Below are 18509 nucleotides of genomic sequence, written 5' to 3'. Positions count from 1 at the left end.
ACCGGCGCATCGGGGAAAGTGAACGGTTAGACTAGTGGGGTGACTGAAAATCTTGCTGAAACTCCCGCATCCCTTGACCGTGCCCTCAAGGCGCTAGATTCGAGCGCTGAGCTGACCGATACTATTCGCGCCGAATATGCTGAGCTGACCGATACTATTCGCGCCGCCCGGCATGACTACTATCAGGAAGATGCCCCGACTCTCTCGGATGCCGAATACGATAGGCTCTACCGCAGGCTTGAGCAGATTGAGGCACAATATCCCGCGTTGATTGCTAACGATTCGCCTACCCAAGAGGTAGGTGGAGAAGTCAGCGAGGCTTTTTCGCCGGTAACCCATCTGGTACGCATGTACTCCCTTGAGGATGTTTTTTCTCTTGAGGAGCTTCGGACATGGCTAACAAAGGCCGAGGAAAATACCCGTCTTCTCACCGGCACCGCACCGCAGTGGCTTACGGAGCTGAAGATTGATGGTCTTGCGGTCAATCTGCTGTATCGTAACGGTGTGTTGGTGCGTGCGGCTACTCGTGGTGATGGCACTACGGGTGAGGATGTAACCCATAATGTGCGCACTATAGCCTCGATCCCGCAGAAATTAGCGGGGGAGAACCATCCGGCGGAGCTTGAAGTACGCGGCGAGGTTTTCATTTCATCGGCAGATTTCAAGAAACTTAACGAAAAAATGGTGTCTGAGGGGAAGAACCCGTTTGCTAACCCCCGAAACGCTGCGGCTGGATCCCTGCGTCAGAAAGACCCTGCCGTGACCGCTGAACGCCCTCTGAGCATGTATGTTCACGGCGTGGGCTCGCGGACCGGGCTAGACGTAAACTCCCAGTACCAAACCTACGAGCAATTGGCCGCTTGGGGGCTTCCCACCAGTCCATACAGCAAACTTTTTACTTCAGTCGATGATATTCTTCGGTATATTGCCGAGTACGGTGAAAAGCGCCATTCTTTGGTGCACGAGATCGACGGCATTGTCATCAAGGTCAATGACTTTGTAGCGCAGACTCAACTGGGGTATACATCGCGAGTGCCGCGCTGGGCTGTAGCGTATAAATACCCGCCCGAAGAGGTTAATACCAAGCTTCTTGATATTCGCGTGGATGTTGGGCGTACCGGCCGCGTGACTCCCTATGGTGTGATGGAACCCGTGCTTGTCTCGGGCTCTACCGTTGAACGCGCAACCTTACATAATCAGGATGTGGTGAAGGCTAAGGGTGTGCTTATCGGAGACACAGTGGTTCTTCGTAAGGCTGGCGACGTGATTCCCGAGATCGTGGGGCCTGTGGTTGCTCTTCGTAACGGTCATGAACGCGAGTTCGTTATGCCCACCGAGTGCCCTTCCTGCGGTACGACGTTGGCTCCCGGTAAAGAGGGCGACGTCGATATGCGCTGCCCCAATTACCGTTCCTGCCCGGCGCAGCTGACCGAGCGCATCTACTACGCCGCGTCGCGGGGTGCTTTCGATATTGAAGCACTCGGCTTTGAGGCGGCTAAGGCGTTGACAGCTCCCGCCGAGCCTGAGCAGCCTCCGCTCACGAGTGAGGCGTTCCTCTTCGATCTCACCGCCGAAGATCTACGCGATGTGAAAATTCGCCGCGAGAAGAAGGTCAAGGGGGTGGGTACCGGCAAGTTTGAGCTTGTTCCGTACTTCTATACGAAGCCCACGAAAGCAAAGCCAGACCCTGTTCCTACGAAGAACACACAAAATCTCTTCGTAGAGCTTGAGAAAGCAAAATCGCAGCCTCTCTGGCGCGTGCTTGTGGCCTTATCGATTCGCCATGTGGGGCCAACTGCGGCGCGAGCCCTTGCCACCGAATTTGGTTCTATGGATGCGATCGCCCAGGCTGACCGGGATAGGTTAGCGGCTGTTGATGGTGTGGGCGGCGTTATCGCCGATTCGATTATCGAATGGTTTGCAACGGATTGGCATCGCGAAGTTCTTGCCCGTTGGGCGGCCGCCGGTGTGCGTATGGAAGATGAGCGTGACGAGTCAATAGAACGCACGCTCGAAGGCGTGACCGTGGTTGTGACCGGAACCCTTGTGAACTATAGCCGTGACAGCGCGAAGGAAGCGATTATCGTGCGGGGCGGGCGCGCCTCCGGGTCTGTGTCTAAGAAGACCCATTTTGTGGTTGCCGGAGCCTCTGCGGGGTCAAAACTCGATAAGGCCGAGGCCCTGGGAATTCCGGTTCTTGATGAAGACGGGTTTACGGAACTTTTGGCCCACGGGCCCGATGCGCTAGCACCGGGGGAGTAGGACTCTTACTCCGAGTTATCTACCAAATAACGGCGAAAGGTTACGCTGTAGCTGGTATTTGGTGTGGGGTAGCGCAGCTGCATGATGTACTGCGATGAAGGGCCTGAAACCCGGTAATAGAGTTGTTAACGCCCAAAAATAGCTCTATATGGGGTGACATAAGCACATAATCTCCCAAAGACCGTGCATATATGCTAAGGCGCGCCATCGCGCCGCAGAGCTGTTAAGTGGTTTGGACTCATGTCGTCATGAACCCTTAAAACACGCCGCAAGCGAAAAATTTTTTAAAAAATTTTTAAATGGGTGGAGGGTCACTATTACGAAATGATAAAGCCCACCCCCAGAAACAGAATATAGAAGATTCGTTCTTGTATGCTTCCTTGGTATGGCAATGGATGAGTAGGAATCGAGGTTTTAAAAGTTTGAACTTAGCCTACCCTGAGTTAATTTACCTGGGAGTTCCCTGTGAGAACTCAGAACGCTTGCTGAGAGCATAGAAGAGGTTGGAATCTTGAGTTTTCTCAGCTATCTTTATCTGCAGAACGATTCCTTTATTTGGAATCAATCAGAAATTTAGTTTTGGGACCGGAAACCCCAAAACGATGCCCGGTTCTACCGCACGTCCCCACGTGAGGATGCGCCTCTGCCGTCTACCCCGCAATACGCGACTATGGCGGAAGTGCGAATCACGTGGATAGCCGCTCACATGGTAGAGCCTCGACAAGTAATCAATTTGTTAAAACGGGTGAGCGGTAACGCTATGAAGCTCCGGGGACGGAGTGAGCGTGGATGGCCTTATTTGGAGCATTATGAAGAACACTTCCGCAATCCGCCGTACTGTTGCTGCTCTCGCTATTGGTGGTGCAGCTGCAGCCGCTGCCGCGCCTGCTGCAAACGCAGCACCGGCATCCACCTGGGATGCTCTGGCACAGTGTGAGTCCGGTGGTAACTGGGCAACCAACACTGGCAACGGTTTCTACGGTGGTCTGCAGTTCACCCAGCAGTCCTGGAACGGTGTCGGCATGTCCGGTTCCCCCATGAATGCTTCCCGTGAACAGCAGATTGAGGCAGCAGAGCGTCTGCTTGCACAGCAGGGCTGGGGCGCATGGCCCGCATGCTCCTCGAAGCTCGGTCTGTCCGGTAACGCAACCCCCTCCTACACCGATCCCGGTGCAGCTCAGCAGGAGGTAGCACCTCAGGCACAGGCTCAGCAGTCCTACTCCGAGCCCGTTCAGGAAGCAGCACCTGCTGCTCCCGCACCTACGACTCAGGCTCCTGCTCAGGAAGCTCCCGCAGCACCTGCTCAGGAAGCAGCACCTGCAGCTCAGGCACCTGCAGCAACCGCTGCTGGCACCTACACCGTGCAGTCCGGTGATACCCTCTCCGGTATCGCTGCTCAGCTCGGCGTTGCTGGTGGTTACCAGGCAATCGCAGCTGCTAACACCGACGTTGTCTACAACGTTGACCTGATCTTCCCCGGTCAGGTTCTGAACATCCCCGCATAATTTAGGGAGTTCACCTTAACGTAGACATATGAGCCCCACCTTCCTTTGGGAAGGTGGGGCTCATATGCGTCTAGGCACGATACTGCCCTTTTACACTCCAGACTTTTATGAATGCCAGAGCGAAAATCTATTCTGTGCAGGCTTATAGGTTTGGAGTCCCTGTAAATCTAAAAACTCTCTCGCTAGATCACCAATACGTCAGCATACCTGTGAGCCGGCGGGTACACTAGATAGAGAATTGAAAGTATACCTAACGGAGAATCATGTCTGCCATCACCACCGAGCAGGTTAAGCACCTTGCCGAACTGGCACGCATCGAGATGACCGAGGACGAGCTCAATGCTATGGCGGCAGAGCTCGATATTATTGTCAGCTCGATGGAGCATCTGTCTGAAACCGTCACCCCAGACATACCCCCGACCAGCCATCCGATTTCGCTTCAGAACGTCTTGCGTGAAGATGTTGTGGGGCAGACCCTCACCCAGGAAGAGGCACTTTCAGGTGCCCCCGATGCGCAGGATGGCAAATTCCGCGTGCCCGCAATTCTCGACGAAGACTAAGGGGAAGACGTGAACGAACTTATTGTGCTCACTGCGGCTGAAGCCGCTCAAAAACTTGCAGCCGGTGAGATTTCTGCCGTTGAGCTTACCCGGGCGCATATAGATCGCATTGAAGCAACCGACGGCACCCCACTCAGCGAGAACCGCGCTGACGGTAAAAGTGGTCTGAACGCTTTCCTGCACATCAACCGTGAGGAAGCCCTGGAGACCGCGCAGGCTGTTGATGCTGACCGTGCGGCAGGTCAAGAGCTGCCCGCGCTCGCTGGTGTACCCATCGCTGTTAAAGACTTGATCGTCACAAAGGGACAACCCACCACCGCCGGATCGCGCATGCTTGAAGGATGGATGAGCCCCTATGACGGTACCGTAACTCGCAAGGTGCGTGCAGCACGCATGCCAATCTTGGGGAAGACTAACCTCGACGAGTTTGCGATGGGTTCCTCGAACGAGCACTCGGCATTCGGCGTAGTTCGTAACCCCTGGGCGCTTGATCGTGCCCCCGGCGGCTCTGGCGGCGGATCTGCCAGCGCTGTTGCGGCTTTCCAGGCTCCCTTAGCCCTTGGTACCGATACAGGTGGATCTATTCGCCAGCCTGCCTCCCTCACCGGTTCTGTAGGCGTAAAACCGACCTACGGTTCGGTATCCCGCTACGGCGTAATTGCTATGGCATCTTCGCTTGACCAAGTAGGTCCCTGCGCTCGTACCGTGCTTGATACCGCGATGCTTCACGAAGCTATCGCCGGTCACGACCCCATGGATTCTACCTCTTTGAATGAACCAGTCGGTCCTTTTGCGGCTCAGGCTCTTGAAGGTGCCAACCCTGAATCCCTCAAAGGGATGCGCATCGGCGTTATTAAAGAACTCGGTGGCGGTTCCGGCAGTGGCTTCCAACAGGGCGTTCTTGACCGTTTCCACGACGCCCTAAAGCTGCTGGAGAAGGCCGGGGCTGAGGTTGTAGAAGTTTCCCTTCCTTCAGTGAAGGAAGCGATTAGCGCCTACTACATGATTATGTCCTCCGAGGTATCTTCAAACCTGGCAAAATACGACGGCGTGCGGTACGGTTTGCGCGTTATACCCGAAGACGGCCCCGTGACCATCGAGCGCGTTATGGCAGCTACCCGCGAAGCTGGTTTTGGCGACGAGACTAAGCGCCGCATCATTTTGGGTACCTATGCACTTTCAGCGGGTAACTACGATGCCCACTACGGTGCGGCATTGCGCGTGCGCACCCTCATTCAACGCGATTACACCGCGGCTTTCGAGAAATGCGATGTGCTGGTTTCTCCAACTTCGCCAACGACCGCCTTCAAACTGGGTGAGAAAACTAAAGGTGACCCCATGGCGATGTACTTGGGCGATGTGGCAACTGTGCCGGTAAACCTTGCAGGGGTTCCCGCGATTTCGCTCCCGGCAGGCGTTGCTGACGAAGACGGATTGCCAGTGGGCATACAGTTCACCGCCCCCGCACGCGAGGACGCACGCCTGTACCGAGTGGGTGCCGGTTTGGAAACGCTTCTGAACGATACCTGGGGTGCGCCGTTCTACACCCGCATTCCCAACACCGAAAATCTGATTAGCGACTTTGACTTTGGGGGTACCAAGTAATGAGTGAAGAAGTCCTCAGCTTCGAAGAAGCCATCGAGAAATATGATCCGGTGCTTGGTTTTGAGGTGCATGTAGAGCTCAATACAAACACCAAAATGTTCGATGCCGCTCCGAACGTTTTCGGGGATGAACCGAACACCAATATCACCCCGGTCTCGCTTGGGCTGCCCGGTGTGCTTCCCGTGGTGAACAAGGTGGCAGTTGAATCAGCTATTAAGTTGGGTCTTGCCCTGGGATGCGATATCGCACCTATCTCGTATTTTGCGCGTAAAAACTACTTCTACCCGGACTCCCCGAAGAACTTCCAGACCTCGCAGCATCACGGTCCTATCGCTGAGAATGGCAAGCTGGATGTGGAACTCGAAGACGGAACCGTCTTTACCGTCGAGATTGAGCGCGCACATATGGAGGAAGACGCCGGTAAGCTCACCCATGTGGGCGGTGCCGACGGGCGCATCCAGGGCGCTGCATTCTCGCTGGTGGACTATAACCGCGCCGGTGTTCCGCTAATCGAGATTGTGACCCGCCCGATTGTGGGCGCTGGCGAGCGTGCGCCCGAACTGGCACGCGCCTATGTTGCGGCGATTCGTGAGATTGTCAAAGGCTTGGGTATCTCGGATGCTCGCATGGAGCGCGGTAACGTGCGATGTGACGCAAACGTGTCGCTCATGCCCAAGGGGAGCGAGAAATTCGGTACTCGTTCGGAGACGAAAAACGTTAACTCCCTGCGCTCGGTGGAACGTGCGGTACGCTATGAGATTCGCCGTCACGCTGCTATTTTGGAGCGTGGCGAGAAAATTCAGCAGGAAACCCGCCACTGGCATGAGGATACCCGTGAGACTTCATCAGGGCGTCCCAAGTCTGATGCCGACGATTATCGCTACTTCCCGGAACCCGACCTGGTGCCCGTGGTACCCGAGACGGCGTGGGTTGAAGAGCTGCGTGCAAGCCTGCCCGAGCCTCCTGCGGAACGTCGCCGCCGGTTGAAGGCGGAGTGGGGATACTCAGATGAAGAGTTCCGTGACGTGGTCAACGCTGGCGCTCTTGACGTTATTGAGCAGACTATTGCCGCTGGGGCTAGCTCATCCGCTGCCCGCAAGTGGTGGATGGGCGAGATCGCCCGCAAAGCTAAGCAGGCGGAAGTTGAACTAACCGATTTGGGAGTTGAACCCGCAACGGTGGTGGAGCTTGAAACGCTGATCGGCGAGGGTAAGATCAACGATAAGATCGCCCGTAAGGTTCTGGAGTATGTGCTTGCTGGCGAAGGTAAGCCTGCCGAGATCGTTGAGGCTCGCGGTCTTGCTGTGGTCTCTGACGATGGTGCGCTCACCGCCGCCGTTGAGGAGGCTCTGGCGGCCATGCCGGATGTTGCCGATAAGATTCGTGCCGGTAAGGTTCAGGCAGCGGGCGCAATCGTTGGCCAAGTCATGAAGGCTACCCGAGGTCAGGCGGATGCGGCTCGCGTGCGTGAGCTTATTCTGCAGGCCTGCGGTGTGGAAGGCTAATTACCTAAGCACCCTGATAAATGCTATAACTGGGTGCTAAAAAGGCTCTTTATCCGAATAAAGCGTATTTTTTATCGCTTTATTCGGATAAAGAGCCTTTTTATGCTGAATAGAGTGCAGCAGCGCGATGAGTAAGGGATAAGCCCGCAGCAGACACGCGGCATATTCACCCTCATACGGTAAAGTAGTGATATGCAGCATAGTAGACTGGATAGGAAAGCATGAAGATTATACGAAGTCTCAGCTCGGGGACCCTCCTAATGCTTATCGTGCTTACTTTTGTGCTTGCTGTAAGTTCGGTGCTTGAAAGTGTGCTCATTAAGTACCTTTCCGATGCCGTTATCACGGACGATCGTAAGCTTTTTCTCCTGATGTTTCTTGCCGTGCCCGTATACCTTATCGTCGATACATTTTTTCGTTACGCACGCCAGTATCGTGCCGCTCTCGCTGGGGTGCAGATTCAGAATAATCTGCGTGCAGAACTGTTCCGCCGCATCGGGCTTTCTCCCGTAGCGCGGTTGACGGGCAGGAGCTCCGAATATTATTTTTCGCAGTTCACGAGTCAGCTTGAAAACATTAAAACCAACTATGTTGACGTTATTTTCTGGGGCGGGTACCTTGCCACGCAGCTTATTCTCGCCATTGTCGCTGCTTTTATTCTGAACCCGTTCATGGCGTGCGCTGTTCTTGCGCTGAGCCTGCCGGTGGGGTTGATGCCGGTGCTGACTCGAAAACGTATTGGCGCCGTGACAAAAACTTATGCCTCTCAGACCGACGCGTTGAACGAGGTCAGCGGTGATGCGCTCCGCAGCGCTTTGGGGTGGAAGATCCTGGGCGCATACTCATTCGTGGCTAAACGCTTTTCTGAAGAATTGAGTGAATGGTACGTGGCGGCGCGGAGCTATCAGCGCACGCAGGAGCGTGTAGACGCCGTCAATAGTATGTTCACGAAACTTCTGTATTTGGGAACGTGGCTTGCTGGTGGGGCGTTGGTGCTCTCAGGGCTATCGAGCGTGGGCGAGGTGGTCGCTTTTGCCCAGTTGACCGGTATGATCTGTATGCCGCTGTTTATGTCTACAGGTTTGCTGACCCAGTATTATGCAGGTCGTGAGATTATTCACAAGATCGACGCGGAAGTACCCGCTGCGGAAGATGACCGACCGGGCGAGCCTCTCACACTGGACGCATTTACCTATCGTGACGTCAAGCCGTTGGGCGAAAAGTCGGCGGGGTATGGTGTGAGTTTCATGTTTGAGACGGGTAAAAAGTATCTGGTGATTGGCGCATCCGGCTCGGGCAAATCTACGCTTTTCAAACCTCTTTTTGGAAATCACCCCGAATACAGCGGAACTATTGAGGTGCACGAATCGGCGCAAGTGCGCGATCTGCGTGAGATTGCCGAACAGGATATGCACGCTTCCTTGGGTCTGCTTGCGCAGGACAGCCATCTGCTGCACGATAGCCTGCGCGAAAATATTCGCCTGTACGATCCGTCGGTGTCGGATGTGCAGATTCTCAGGGCTTGTGAGCGCGCAGGTCTGGGCGAGTGGGTTTCCGCGAAGGGTCTTGATTATATGCTGAGCGACGATTTGAGGTCGCTTTCCGGCGGGGAGAAACAGCGTATCTTACTCGCACGTATGCTCCTGCACGAACGCTCTTTCTACATTGTGGATGAGCTTACTACTGGGTTGGACCACGCTACGGCGGGACGGGTTGAGCGTGCTCTTTTCGAGAGCATGAAAGGGTTCGTTTACATTACGCACCGTACGGTTCCCGAGATTTTGGCGGCGGTCGATGAGGTGCTTGTCATGGAAGATGGCGAGCTTGTAGCCTCCGGAACCTGGGATGATGTGCACGCGGCCGCCCTAGAACGCGGGCTTGTGGGGCATCCCTGACAACCTGCTAAAAAGGCTCTTTATTCGAATAAAGCGTATTATTCGCCGCTTTATTGGAATAAAGAGCCTTTTGTGTCCTCAGGAAGAGGACACATTGGAAGGGTATACCCGCTTATTTGGTAATCCCTAGGTGTGTGAGGATGAAGGCGTAGTCCCAAGCAATTTCACGCCAGCGGGCTGGAGCATGCAGATTCCGAGCGCGCGAGGTACCAAATCTGCGTGTGGAAGGGTATACCCGCTTATTTGGTAATCCCTAGGTGTGTGAGGATGAAGGCGTAATCCCAAGCAATCTCACGCCAGCGGGTATACCGCCCGGAACCGCCTCCATGTCCGCCAGTCATATCGATCTTCAACAGTGGGGTGGGGGATGACGGGTCGATGGTTTCGCGCAGTTTCGCAATCCATTTGGCGGGCTCCACATAGAACACGCGCGTATCGTGCAGGCTGGTCACCGCCGCGATGGCGGGGTAGCACACGGGGCGGATGTTCTCGTAGGGGGTGTAGGACTTCATGTACTCGTACACTTCCTTATCTTCAATGGGGTTGCCCCATTCTTCCCATTCCAAAGCAGAAAGCGGCAGGTCAGGGTCAAGGATGGTGGTGAGCGCATCCACGAAGGGAACCTGGGCGATTGAGACCGCATATTTCTCAGGAGCCAGGTTCAGCACGGCACCCATGAGCAGTCCGCCCGCAGAGCCACCGTAGCAGGCGATACGCGCAGGATCCGCCCACGGCTTGGTCGCCAGGTAATCGGTGACATCCACAAAATCAGTGAATGAGTTCTTCTTGTGCAGCTTCTTGCCGTTGAGGTACCAGGTGCGCCCCATCTCGCCGCCACCGCGAATATGCGCAATCACGTACACCACCCCGCGGTCCAGAATCGACAGTGTGGGGATAGAGAACATGGGGTCCATCGAAATTTCGTAGGAGCCGTAAGCATACTGAAGCACCGGATGCGGCTGTGTCAGGTCAAGATCGGCGCGGTGAATCACCGAGATGGGGATGAGGGTTCCATCGGCGGCGGGTGCCCAGTCACGGTAGGCACGATAATCCTCACGCTGATAACCGCCAAGCACCGGGGTCTCGCGGCGCAGAAGCAGGGTCTGCGACATGGGGAAGTAATCGTATACGCGGCGCGGAGTTAGGAATGAGGTGTAGGCGATGCGGATAACCGGGGAATAGTTCTCGGCACGCAGCACGCCAGCGGTGTACAGCTCTTCATCGAACCCGGCAGGCTCCATGAACGTGATGCCTGCGGGCTTCTTGCGGCGCCACTGCACGGGCAGCTGCTCCCGCGGGGCAAGGAACAGGCGTGTGGTTGTATCCGCGCGGGCGGTCACCACCAGGTGGGTCGCAGAGAGCGTGAACCCTTCGAGGCGAACATTTTCGCTGTGGCGAATCACCGGAACCCAACGCTTCGAATATTCCTCTAAAGATTCGCTTTCCTGTGGCATATCGGCGAGCACCAGCTCCGAGTTCAGCGCCTTATAGTCGTGCTGAATCAGCAGATGGGTTTCACCGGCAATCGTGATCGGCTCCGCCTGGTACTCAATGCGCGCATCCCTCGGAATGATCACGCGTGGCGTGCTCTTCGGCTCGGCAATAGGCACCAGGCTGACCTCGGTGAACTCGGAGTTGCCGCTTGAGAGTACGATGGACGAACGGTCGGCGCTCATTGCCGCTCCCAGCCACATGGTGGGATCTGTCTCCTCGTAGATCAGATAATCTTCGGTGCCCGCCCCAATATCATGCACATACACGCGGTAAGGCCGCCACGAATCGTCCGGTACAGTGTACACGAGCTGCTGCGCGTGGTTAATGAAGAACGACCCGCCGCTAATATTCGGGATGGTATCGGGCAGGAACTCGCCCGTTTCCAGGTTAAGGAAGCGCTGCTCGTAACGTTCGTCGCCCTTCTCATCAACCGAAATGCTCAGAAGCTTACCGTTACGCGAAGGCTGGAACACGCCGAGTGCGAAGAACTCCATGTCTTTGGCATACTCATTGCAGTCAAGCACCACCGATTCGCCTTCCAGCGGCTCGCCGGGCTTAATAACCGGGGGAGTGTAGCGCACCACCTCGTCGCCCTCATGCAGGGCAGGGTAACGGTAGAAAATCGGGTACTGACCGCCGGGAACCATGCGGCTGTAATACCACCAATCGCCGATGCGATTCGGAACCGTCAAATCTGTGAGCAGGGTGCGGGACTTGATCTCCTCAAAGATGCGCTCGCGTAGAGGCTGCTGGTCCGCTGTGACGGCGGCGGTGTAGTCTGCCTCCGCGTTCAGGTAGTCGAGGACTTCCTGATTTTCTTTGTCGCGCATCCACTCGTAATGGTCAATAAAAGTGTCGCCGTGATACTCACGAATATGCTCAACCTTTTTAGGGACGGGAACGAGGGGAACTTCTTCTGTCTGCGTGGTGTTCGATGCGTCGCTCATGGGGCTCCTTGACTCGGGCTCGACTAGTTGGCGAATGCTTTGTTAGCTTGTTCTCTAGTGTAGCGACTTGAGAGGTAAATTACTGCCCTAGCACGGTTTTTGGGGTGATATTGGGATCAAGAACGTGTAGAATGGAGGCAATCGTTCAGCCCGCCTCGATTTACATTGAGAGTGGGCTGGATCTCTTTTTATATATCAAAGGCGGATACATTGGGAACAATACCTCTAAAGCCACCAATAACGCTTGAGCAGCAGATTGAGCGGTTACGTAAGCGGGGGATGAGCATCGAAGATGATATAGCTCAGCAGTGGCTAAGTAATATCTCTTATTACCGTTTGTCAGCGTATTGGTATCCGAATCGAATTATAACTAAAAATTCTGATGGACAAATATGTAGAGGTGATCTGTTTATGCCCAGAACCTCGTTTGAAGATGTTATAGCTCTTTATGAGGCTGATCGTAAGCTTCGTACGCTTATTCATGATGGTATCGAACGTATTGAAGTAGCTTTACGAGCTCGTATTGGTGAGTTGTTAGTTTCTGAAGGATCACTAAGTTATCGTAATAAGATTATATTTCGGCCTAATTTTAAACATGAAGAATGGCTAGAAACTGCTGATAAACGCGTTTCTCGTGCTATGCGACGTAATGAATCTATTAAGCATTATGCAGATCAATATGGTGGTCAATACCCTTTTTGGGTTCTTGCTGATGTCCTTGATTTTTCTGATATTTCAAAGCTTTATGAAGGGTTGAAAACAACTGATCAATATAAATTGGCGGAAGATTTAGGCGTGAATATTGACCTAAATCTGCTGCCCGCAAATCTGCGGAGGAAAACACTTCGCAGTCATCCACTTGTACGCTGGTTTGAGCAACTATCCATTGTGAGGAATACATGTGCTCATCATGGAAGACTCTGGAATAAGTCTTTTACCCCTGCCTCTACCAATGCTTTGCGTACGGTACATGGGCTTTCTACTTTACCTGACGGGCAAAGTGGACGGATCTATGGCACTCTTGTCCTTATGGCATTTTTGTTGCGAACTATATCCCCTAATTCATCGTGGCAAGGAAAAATTGTTAATCTTCTTGAGGATAAATTTATACCGAATCCAATAGTATCCATGAAAAGCATGGGTTTGCCGAATAGTTGGTCCGGCTCCCTTTTATAGGCCTAATAAGAATTGTTATTCTTTTTAATAACTTGCCCTTTGGAGTTATTTGCAGTGCTAAAACTGTGCTATCAACTAGTTTGAGACAGATATATCCCGCAATAACGATGGTAAACCAGAAGGTTTTTACCGGGGAGCCAATGCCTGTGCTGGACCTAGAAATCTGCAGCGGTGTATCTGTCGACGCCATATCTAGGGATGTGCGCAGTGCCCCTTGATAGACAGCTCAACTTCCATTTCACTATGCTGAAAGGTGATGCTGAACTTTCAGCGTCTTTCACAGCTCATACAAGGAGGAAATATGGCACAGATCGCTCTCGTCACCGGCGCCAGCCGCGGTATTGGTAAGGCGACTGCGGTTCGGCTGGCGCAGCTGGGGTATCACGTGATTGCGCAGCACCGTGCGGAGAACCCGGACTTCAGTGAGGTAGAGGCTGTCGCATCCGAGCGCGGGGTAAAAGTAACACCTGTACAGGCTGATTTCTCAGACCCGCAGTCCGTTTCTGTCTTTCTGGCTCACGTGAAGGATGCGCTGGGTGGGGATACCCTCGACGTTGCTGTGCTCAACGCAGGTGTTGGTACGCAGGGAACCTTCCAGGAGCTCAATGGAGAGGCTCTGCGCAGTCTGCTGCAGATCAATACGGTTGCCCCCTACGAACTTGCTGCCGGGCTGGTGCCGCTTATGAGTGCACCGGGTGGGCGTTATGTTTTCACCGGGTCGGTTTTGACTCGCTACGCGTTCCCCGCGATGACGGGCTATGGTATGAGTAAGATTGCACTGGAATACCTGGTGCGGAATATGGCTGTTGAGCTTGGACCTCAGGGTATTACAGTGAACCTTGTGGCGCCCGGCGTGGTCGATACTGACATTAATGCCGCCTGGCTGCGCGATAATGCGGAGGCAGCCGAATTCGTGAAATCCGGCAATGCGATGAAGAAGGTTACCCAGCCTGAGGATGTAGCAGAAGTAATTGGTCTGCTGACTCAGAATGCATCGCAAACAATTACCGGGCAGATTATTGACGTCTCGATGGGCGATAAGCTCTAAATCCTGACGTCCGCGAGCAGGTAGGATTTGGCCGACCAGGCCGAAAAATCCTACCTGCTCGGGACAAAAGACACCTGCTTGTGGATAGAGAGTAGGAAGAATCGTCTACCTGCTGCGTCCTTTGACACGCATGAGGGTGCGGCGGCCGCTCTTGTTCGCTTTGGTAAATCGACGGTTTTGCTCGCGGTACGCACGCTCATCTGCACGCAGGCGCTGATTTTCAGATTCGCGGCGCATCCGCTGGTAACGGTCGAAGCGCTCGGCATCCAAAAGCCCGGAACCGAGAGCCTCACGCACCGCGCATCCAGGTTCGCTGCGATGCGCACAATCCGTATAGCGGCATTTAGCGGCAAGAACCGAAATATCCGTAAAAGTCTCGTCGATGGCGTGAGGATCAGTTGTCGCTGCCAGTGCACGAACACCTGGCGTATCAATGACCACAGCATGTTTACCCACGAGCATGTGGCGAGAAGTTGTGGTGTGCCTGCCCTTGCCGTCGGAGGCACGAACACCTGAGACAACCTGCGGGATCGTCCCAGGCGCACCGCTAAAATACGTGTCTCCGAGCATCGTATTCACAAGTGTAGATTTTCCTGCACCGCTACGCCCCAGTAAAACTGCCGTTTTGCCGGTTAGGGATGCGTAGAAATCCGCAATACTCGCCGGCGAATCCACACTGACCGCGTGAACTGCATCTACATCGCGGCCTAAGGAGCTGCGGTAGTCCTCAAATGCATCTGCGGAACATAAATCGGTTTTTGTTAGCACTAGAACCGCTTCACACATGCTGGAGCGTGCCAGTGCCACGTACCGTTCGATGCGTCCCACCGAAGGCTCGGGGAATACTGGCTCCACAATGCATAGCGCATCAACATTCGCTGCTACCGGCTGCGCAGTTGAGATGCGCGTAGCACTCGGGCGGTCCAGGTAAGTGCGGCGCGGCAGAATAGCGAGCAGGACGGTGTGGTCTGGGTGCGCGTCAAGCAAAACCCAGTCACCAACGACTGGAAGACTCTCGGTCTCGTCATCATGCGGGGCAGTGGAGAGTGTCACCGAAAACGTACGCAAAGGTACGGCAGAGTCCGGGGCATCCGGGAAAGGAGCACCTATGGCCTCGAACCGGGTGCGGTGGATCGTGCTGACTCGGGCGATCGCGAGTTCGTGAAGATCGAGATTATCAGCGTAGGCGGCGGCTACAGCTTGCCCGTGCCAGAGGGCATCGTAGCCCAAAGACATAAGAGTAAAAGTAGACATTAAAATCCTCAAAATCTTGAGTAGTTACTGCCTCGCGAACAGATAGGATCTGACTGAGCAGGTAGAAAAACCCTACCTGCTCGGGACAAAAACCACCTGCTCGCGAGAAGGGAAAGGTTATAGCAGATTCGTGCGTGCACCCGAGCGGATGCGTCGCGCAGCGGCATGTACTAGGACAAGCCCCGCAAGTGCCCAAAGTACGCAGACTAGCACCTCAGTCACAACTGTTGAATCCACCATTTCAGAAGAGCCGCTCACCAAAGCAATCGTTCGTCCGCCGGGAACCAATGTACACAATGCCGCCAGCCACGCCGGGTATGCATCTACCGGCACGATCACGCCCGCACTGATAGGCAGAAGCGCTCCTAAGATAGTTCCTCCCAGGTATGGGTCGGAAAGATACAACCCCAGCCCAGCGGCGAAAACACCCAGACATACACCTGCCATGAGAGCCAGGGGTAAGAGTGTCACAGAACGCACAAGCATGGACAGGCTGCCTTCAAGGGAACCACCGAAACCGGTATAGGCAGCTGCAACACCCAGGTTCGTGATGCCAGTGATCAGAGCTAAAAGCACGGGCATTGCAGAGACTCCCAGCCAATAAGCCGCATCAAACCGTCGGGCGGTGCACACCTGCTCGAACACTCCCAGCCAGCGGTCGGTCGCCGCGCGCGCCACAACACCGACTGCCACGCTGAGTACCACGCTTGCCAGGGCAGAGGCGCATGCGATCCGCACAGGATCAGGTGCGGAAAGATCGCGTCCTAGTAGAACGCTGAACAGCACGCTCATCCCCGGTACGATCACGAGGGTGCTGAGTGCCGTACCAACTGTGGCGAAGGTGATGGATGAAGACCACCCAACCTTGGCGGTACTGTTCAGACGATAGAGAAAGTTCGTTCGTTTAAACATCGCAGCCTCCTAGATTGCACCCAGAGTGCCATGTACCGTTGCCGCGCGTAGTGCTCGCCTACCCAATAGATATGCCGCGAGCATCCAGAGGGCTGTGACCGCACAGGTTTGCACTACCACGCCCAGAAAGTCACCGAATGAGTTCATAGGCATCTGCCCAAGCAGAACCTTCACGGGTGCCTGAATCGGAATCAGCGTGCCGAGCCCATCAAGCCATGCAGGCGCGGAACTCTCGGTAAAAAGCACCCCGGAAGCCACGAAAACCGGCACAAGCAGCAGCTCCTCATAGGCGATAGCGTTCGGGGTCGCCACAAAGAACCCTGCAATCACGAAGGTCACCGCCAGACACGAGATCCACAGCAGCGAAAGACCCACCAGATAGCGTGCACCCACCTGAGCAAAGTCCGTGAAATCTACCGAGAAGGTGCACAGCGCCCAGAAAACCCAGGCCAATGGCAGGGCGGCAAGCCCAAAAATGGAGGCAGTTGAGACCACCGCTGCGAGCGCCCGCAGCGGGTTCACGGCACCATTGAGCAGATACACGAACGTTCCCCGGTAGCGCTCAAAGTTGAGGATCCCGGCGGCAACGATGCACATATTCCAGGTGCCGATAATGCCTGCGCGAGTCCAGGCGAGGGTCGCATCAACTGGCCAGGCACCAGCGGCGAGCGCCTGCAGGGCCGTCGCCCCAAAGGTGCTCAGCAGCAGTAACTGCAGGAAGTAGGGAACTGTGAGAAATTGGCGCAGGGAAAAGGACATTAGGCGAAGTTGCCGGTTCATCGTTTCAGTCCTTCCGCCATGGCCAGATATGCCTCTTCGAGGGTGGCTGGGCGAGTATACAGCGGTGTGAGCATCTGAACCTCACGCTCAGTGAGAATACGGGTCAGCAGAGCCTCTGCATGTTCGGTCCTGAAGGGGTGCGACCCTTCCGAAACAGAACGTTCATTCCAGTACACGGTGATCTCCCACTCGCTACCGCGCGGGGTCAGCAACACTGTTCCCGCATCGCTCAAAGACCGGGCAAGTTCTTGAAGCACCGTCCCGGCATTCGCACACACACGCCCCACGGTGGTAGCGGAAATCCCGGCATGCGCGGTAATATCCGCTATCGTGCCCGAAACCGCCATGCGACCGGCACCGATGACCGTGACCCGATGCGCTAACTCCTCAATCTCGCCCAGCAGATGGCTCGTGAGTAAAATGGCGGTGCCGTCATCAGCGAGGGCGCGAATTAGCTGGCGAATTGTCAGCGAAATATCTGGGTCAAGCCCATTCGTCGGCTCATCCAAAAGCAGCAGTTTCGGCTCGCCCAGCAGTGCCCGTGCGATGTGCAGACGTTGTTTCATACCGCGGGAAAACTCTTGTACCTTCTTCGCGGCGACATCGGCAAGATCAACCCGTTCCAAAGCGTTTGCCACCTGGGTACGGCGTTTGCGCGCGCTAACCCCGGCAAGGTCGGCAAAGAAGAGAAGATTATCGCGGGCGGATGCTCGCGGATAGAACCCGGTATCCCCGCCGAGCGCAAGCCCTAGGGACGCGCGCGCACGCTGGGGGTGCGCAAGCGCATCCACCCCGTCGATGCGCACAGTTCCGCTCGTGGGAGTCAGCAGTGTTGCGCACATCTGCACAACCGTTGTTTTCCCCGCTCCATTGGGACCGAGCAGAGCATTAATTTCGCCGGAACTTATGCTGAGTGAAACATTATCGACAGCGGTGAAAGCGTGTTCACCCTTGCCAAAGGTGCGGCATAGCTGTGCCGCGTCAAGAATTGTAGACATTGTGATAAAACCTTGCGGTGCTTAGTCACCCGAAGCCTCTTGAGCATGGTGTTCGCACGCCTGCAATACGTGGGGCGGGTGAGATGAATAGTCGTGAGAGAGGCACTTCTTAGTGCCTGAATAATCCCAAGTCACCGACTGCAGATGCGGAAGGTATAACAATAAAACCCTCAGAACTTTGGTGTCCCAAGCGCTCACTATGCGCTCATGAAATGTATCGAACCAAAGCAGGGTTATTTCTGAAATTTTTAGAGCCCACCATCTGGGCGGGCATTCCGCGAGCCGGTGCGACTTTAGCGGGAGGTCATACCTCATCACTCCTAGATTCAAGGTTTCAATCAGTGTAGCATGGCTCACGATTGCCTACACTGATGGTAATTTAGCGACGGCTAACGGCAGATCACATGGCTTTAGCGGTTCGGGTACAACATAGGCACGGTCACAAGCGCATAAGTATTGGTGTTTCTCCCAAACAATAGGCTGTCGTGAAAACAGTTCATAAAACGTCATCTTTGCAACAATGCGCCGAAAACACGCATCCCGCTTGACCATGTGCGCTTCCTATGAA

General features: G+C 54.8%; 13 protein-coding genes. 8 read left to right on the top strand and 5 right to left on the bottom strand.

The window, feature by feature from the left end:
* Positions 1-111 precede the first annotated feature (111 nt).
* From ligA to HMPREF3164_RS04390, 6 genes are all read left to right on the top strand, one after another.
* Positions 112-2262 carry an NAD-dependent DNA ligase LigA gene (ligA, locus tag HMPREF3164_RS04415; RefSeq protein ID WP_246822608.1) on the top strand — a complete coding sequence of 717 codons (2151 nt, stop codon included), beginning with the start codon at positions 112-114 and terminating at the stop codon, positions 2260-2262.
* A gap of 809 nt (positions 2263-3071) precedes the next feature.
* On the top strand, positions 3072-3767 hold the full coding sequence (locus HMPREF3164_RS04410; RefSeq protein ID WP_180950159.1) for a transglycosylase family protein: 696 nt from the start codon (positions 3072-3074) through the stop codon (positions 3765-3767).
* A 263-nt stretch (positions 3768-4030) separates the two neighbouring features.
* A complete protein-coding gene (gene gatC / locus HMPREF3164_RS04405; RefSeq protein ID WP_004006192.1) occupies positions 4031-4327 on the top strand; it encodes an Asp-tRNA(Asn)/Glu-tRNA(Gln) amidotransferase subunit GatC in 297 nt (98 codons plus the stop codon).
* A 9-nt stretch (positions 4328-4336) separates the two neighbouring features.
* Complete coding sequence (gatA, locus tag HMPREF3164_RS04400; protein WP_070449158.1) at positions 4337-5932, top strand: Asp-tRNA(Asn)/Glu-tRNA(Gln) amidotransferase subunit GatA; 1596 nt, start codon at positions 4337-4339, stop codon at positions 5930-5932.
* The gene (gene gatB / locus HMPREF3164_RS04395; protein WP_070449156.1) at positions 5932-7437 is read left to right on the top strand and encodes an Asp-tRNA(Asn)/Glu-tRNA(Gln) amidotransferase subunit GatB; all 1506 of its coding nucleotides are present in this window, start codon (positions 5932-5934) and stop codon (positions 7435-7437) included. The genes gatA and gatB overlap by 1 nt, the downstream gene beginning before the upstream one ends.
* A gap of 221 nt (positions 7438-7658) precedes the next feature.
* A complete protein-coding gene (locus tag HMPREF3164_RS04390) occupies positions 7659-9332 on the top strand; it encodes an ATP-binding cassette domain-containing protein (RefSeq protein ID WP_048751179.1) in 1674 nt (557 codons plus the stop codon).
* Positions 9333-9571: 239 nt separating this feature from the next.
* On the opposite strand, the gene HMPREF3164_RS04385 is transcribed toward HMPREF3164_RS04390, so the two are convergent.
* Entirely contained in the window at positions 9572-11773 is a 2202-nt protein-coding gene (locus tag HMPREF3164_RS04385) for a S9 family peptidase (protein WP_070449154.1), read from the bottom strand.
* A 171-nt stretch (positions 11774-11944) separates the two neighbouring features.
* On the opposite strand from HMPREF3164_RS04385, the gene HMPREF3164_RS04380 reads away from it, so the two are divergent.
* Both HMPREF3164_RS04380 and HMPREF3164_RS04375 read left to right on the top strand, forming a co-directional pair.
* Positions 11945-12949 (top strand): Abi family protein, encoded by a 1005-nt coding sequence (locus tag HMPREF3164_RS04380; protein ID WP_065423715.1) that lies wholly within the window; start codon positions 11945-11947, stop codon positions 12947-12949.
* Positions 12950-13250: 301 nt separating this feature from the next.
* Positions 13251-13997 carry an SDR family NAD(P)-dependent oxidoreductase gene (locus tag HMPREF3164_RS04375; protein WP_070449152.1) on the top strand — a complete coding sequence of 249 codons (747 nt, stop codon included), beginning with the start codon at positions 13251-13253 and terminating at the stop codon, positions 13995-13997.
* Positions 13998-14102: 105 nt separating this feature from the next.
* On the opposite strand, the gene rsgA is transcribed toward HMPREF3164_RS04375, so the two are convergent.
* From rsgA to HMPREF3164_RS04355, 4 genes are all read right to left on the bottom strand, one after another.
* The gene (gene rsgA, locus HMPREF3164_RS04370) at positions 14103-15251 is read right to left on the bottom strand and encodes a ribosome small subunit-dependent GTPase A (RefSeq protein ID WP_231375383.1); all 1149 of its coding nucleotides are present in this window, start codon (positions 15249-15251) and stop codon (positions 14103-14105) included.
* Positions 15252-15368: 117 nt separating this feature from the next.
* Positions 15369-16163, bottom strand: coding sequence for a hypothetical protein (locus HMPREF3164_RS04365; protein ID WP_048753028.1), 795 nt, complete (start codon positions 16161-16163; stop codon positions 15369-15371).
* A gap of 9 nt (positions 16164-16172) precedes the next feature.
* The gene (locus HMPREF3164_RS04360; RefSeq protein ID WP_070449149.1) at positions 16173-16943 is read right to left on the bottom strand and encodes an ABC transporter permease; all 771 of its coding nucleotides are present in this window, start codon (positions 16941-16943) and stop codon (positions 16173-16175) included.
* A complete protein-coding gene (locus tag HMPREF3164_RS04355) occupies positions 16940-17941 on the bottom strand; it encodes an ABC transporter ATP-binding protein (RefSeq protein ID WP_070449147.1) in 1002 nt (333 codons plus the stop codon). Before HMPREF3164_RS04355 ends, HMPREF3164_RS04360 begins: the two co-directional genes overlap by 4 nt.
* Between the last annotated feature and the right edge of the window lie 568 nt (positions 17942-18509).

Origin of the sequence: Rothia sp. HMSC08A08, assembly GCF_001808385.1 — a bacterium.
Classification (GTDB): Bacteria; Actinomycetota; Actinomycetes; order Actinomycetales; family Micrococcaceae; genus Rothia; species Rothia dentocariosa.
The sequence above is the reverse complement of the archived record's forward strand: the minus strand, read 5'-3'. Positions and strand labels throughout refer to the sequence as shown.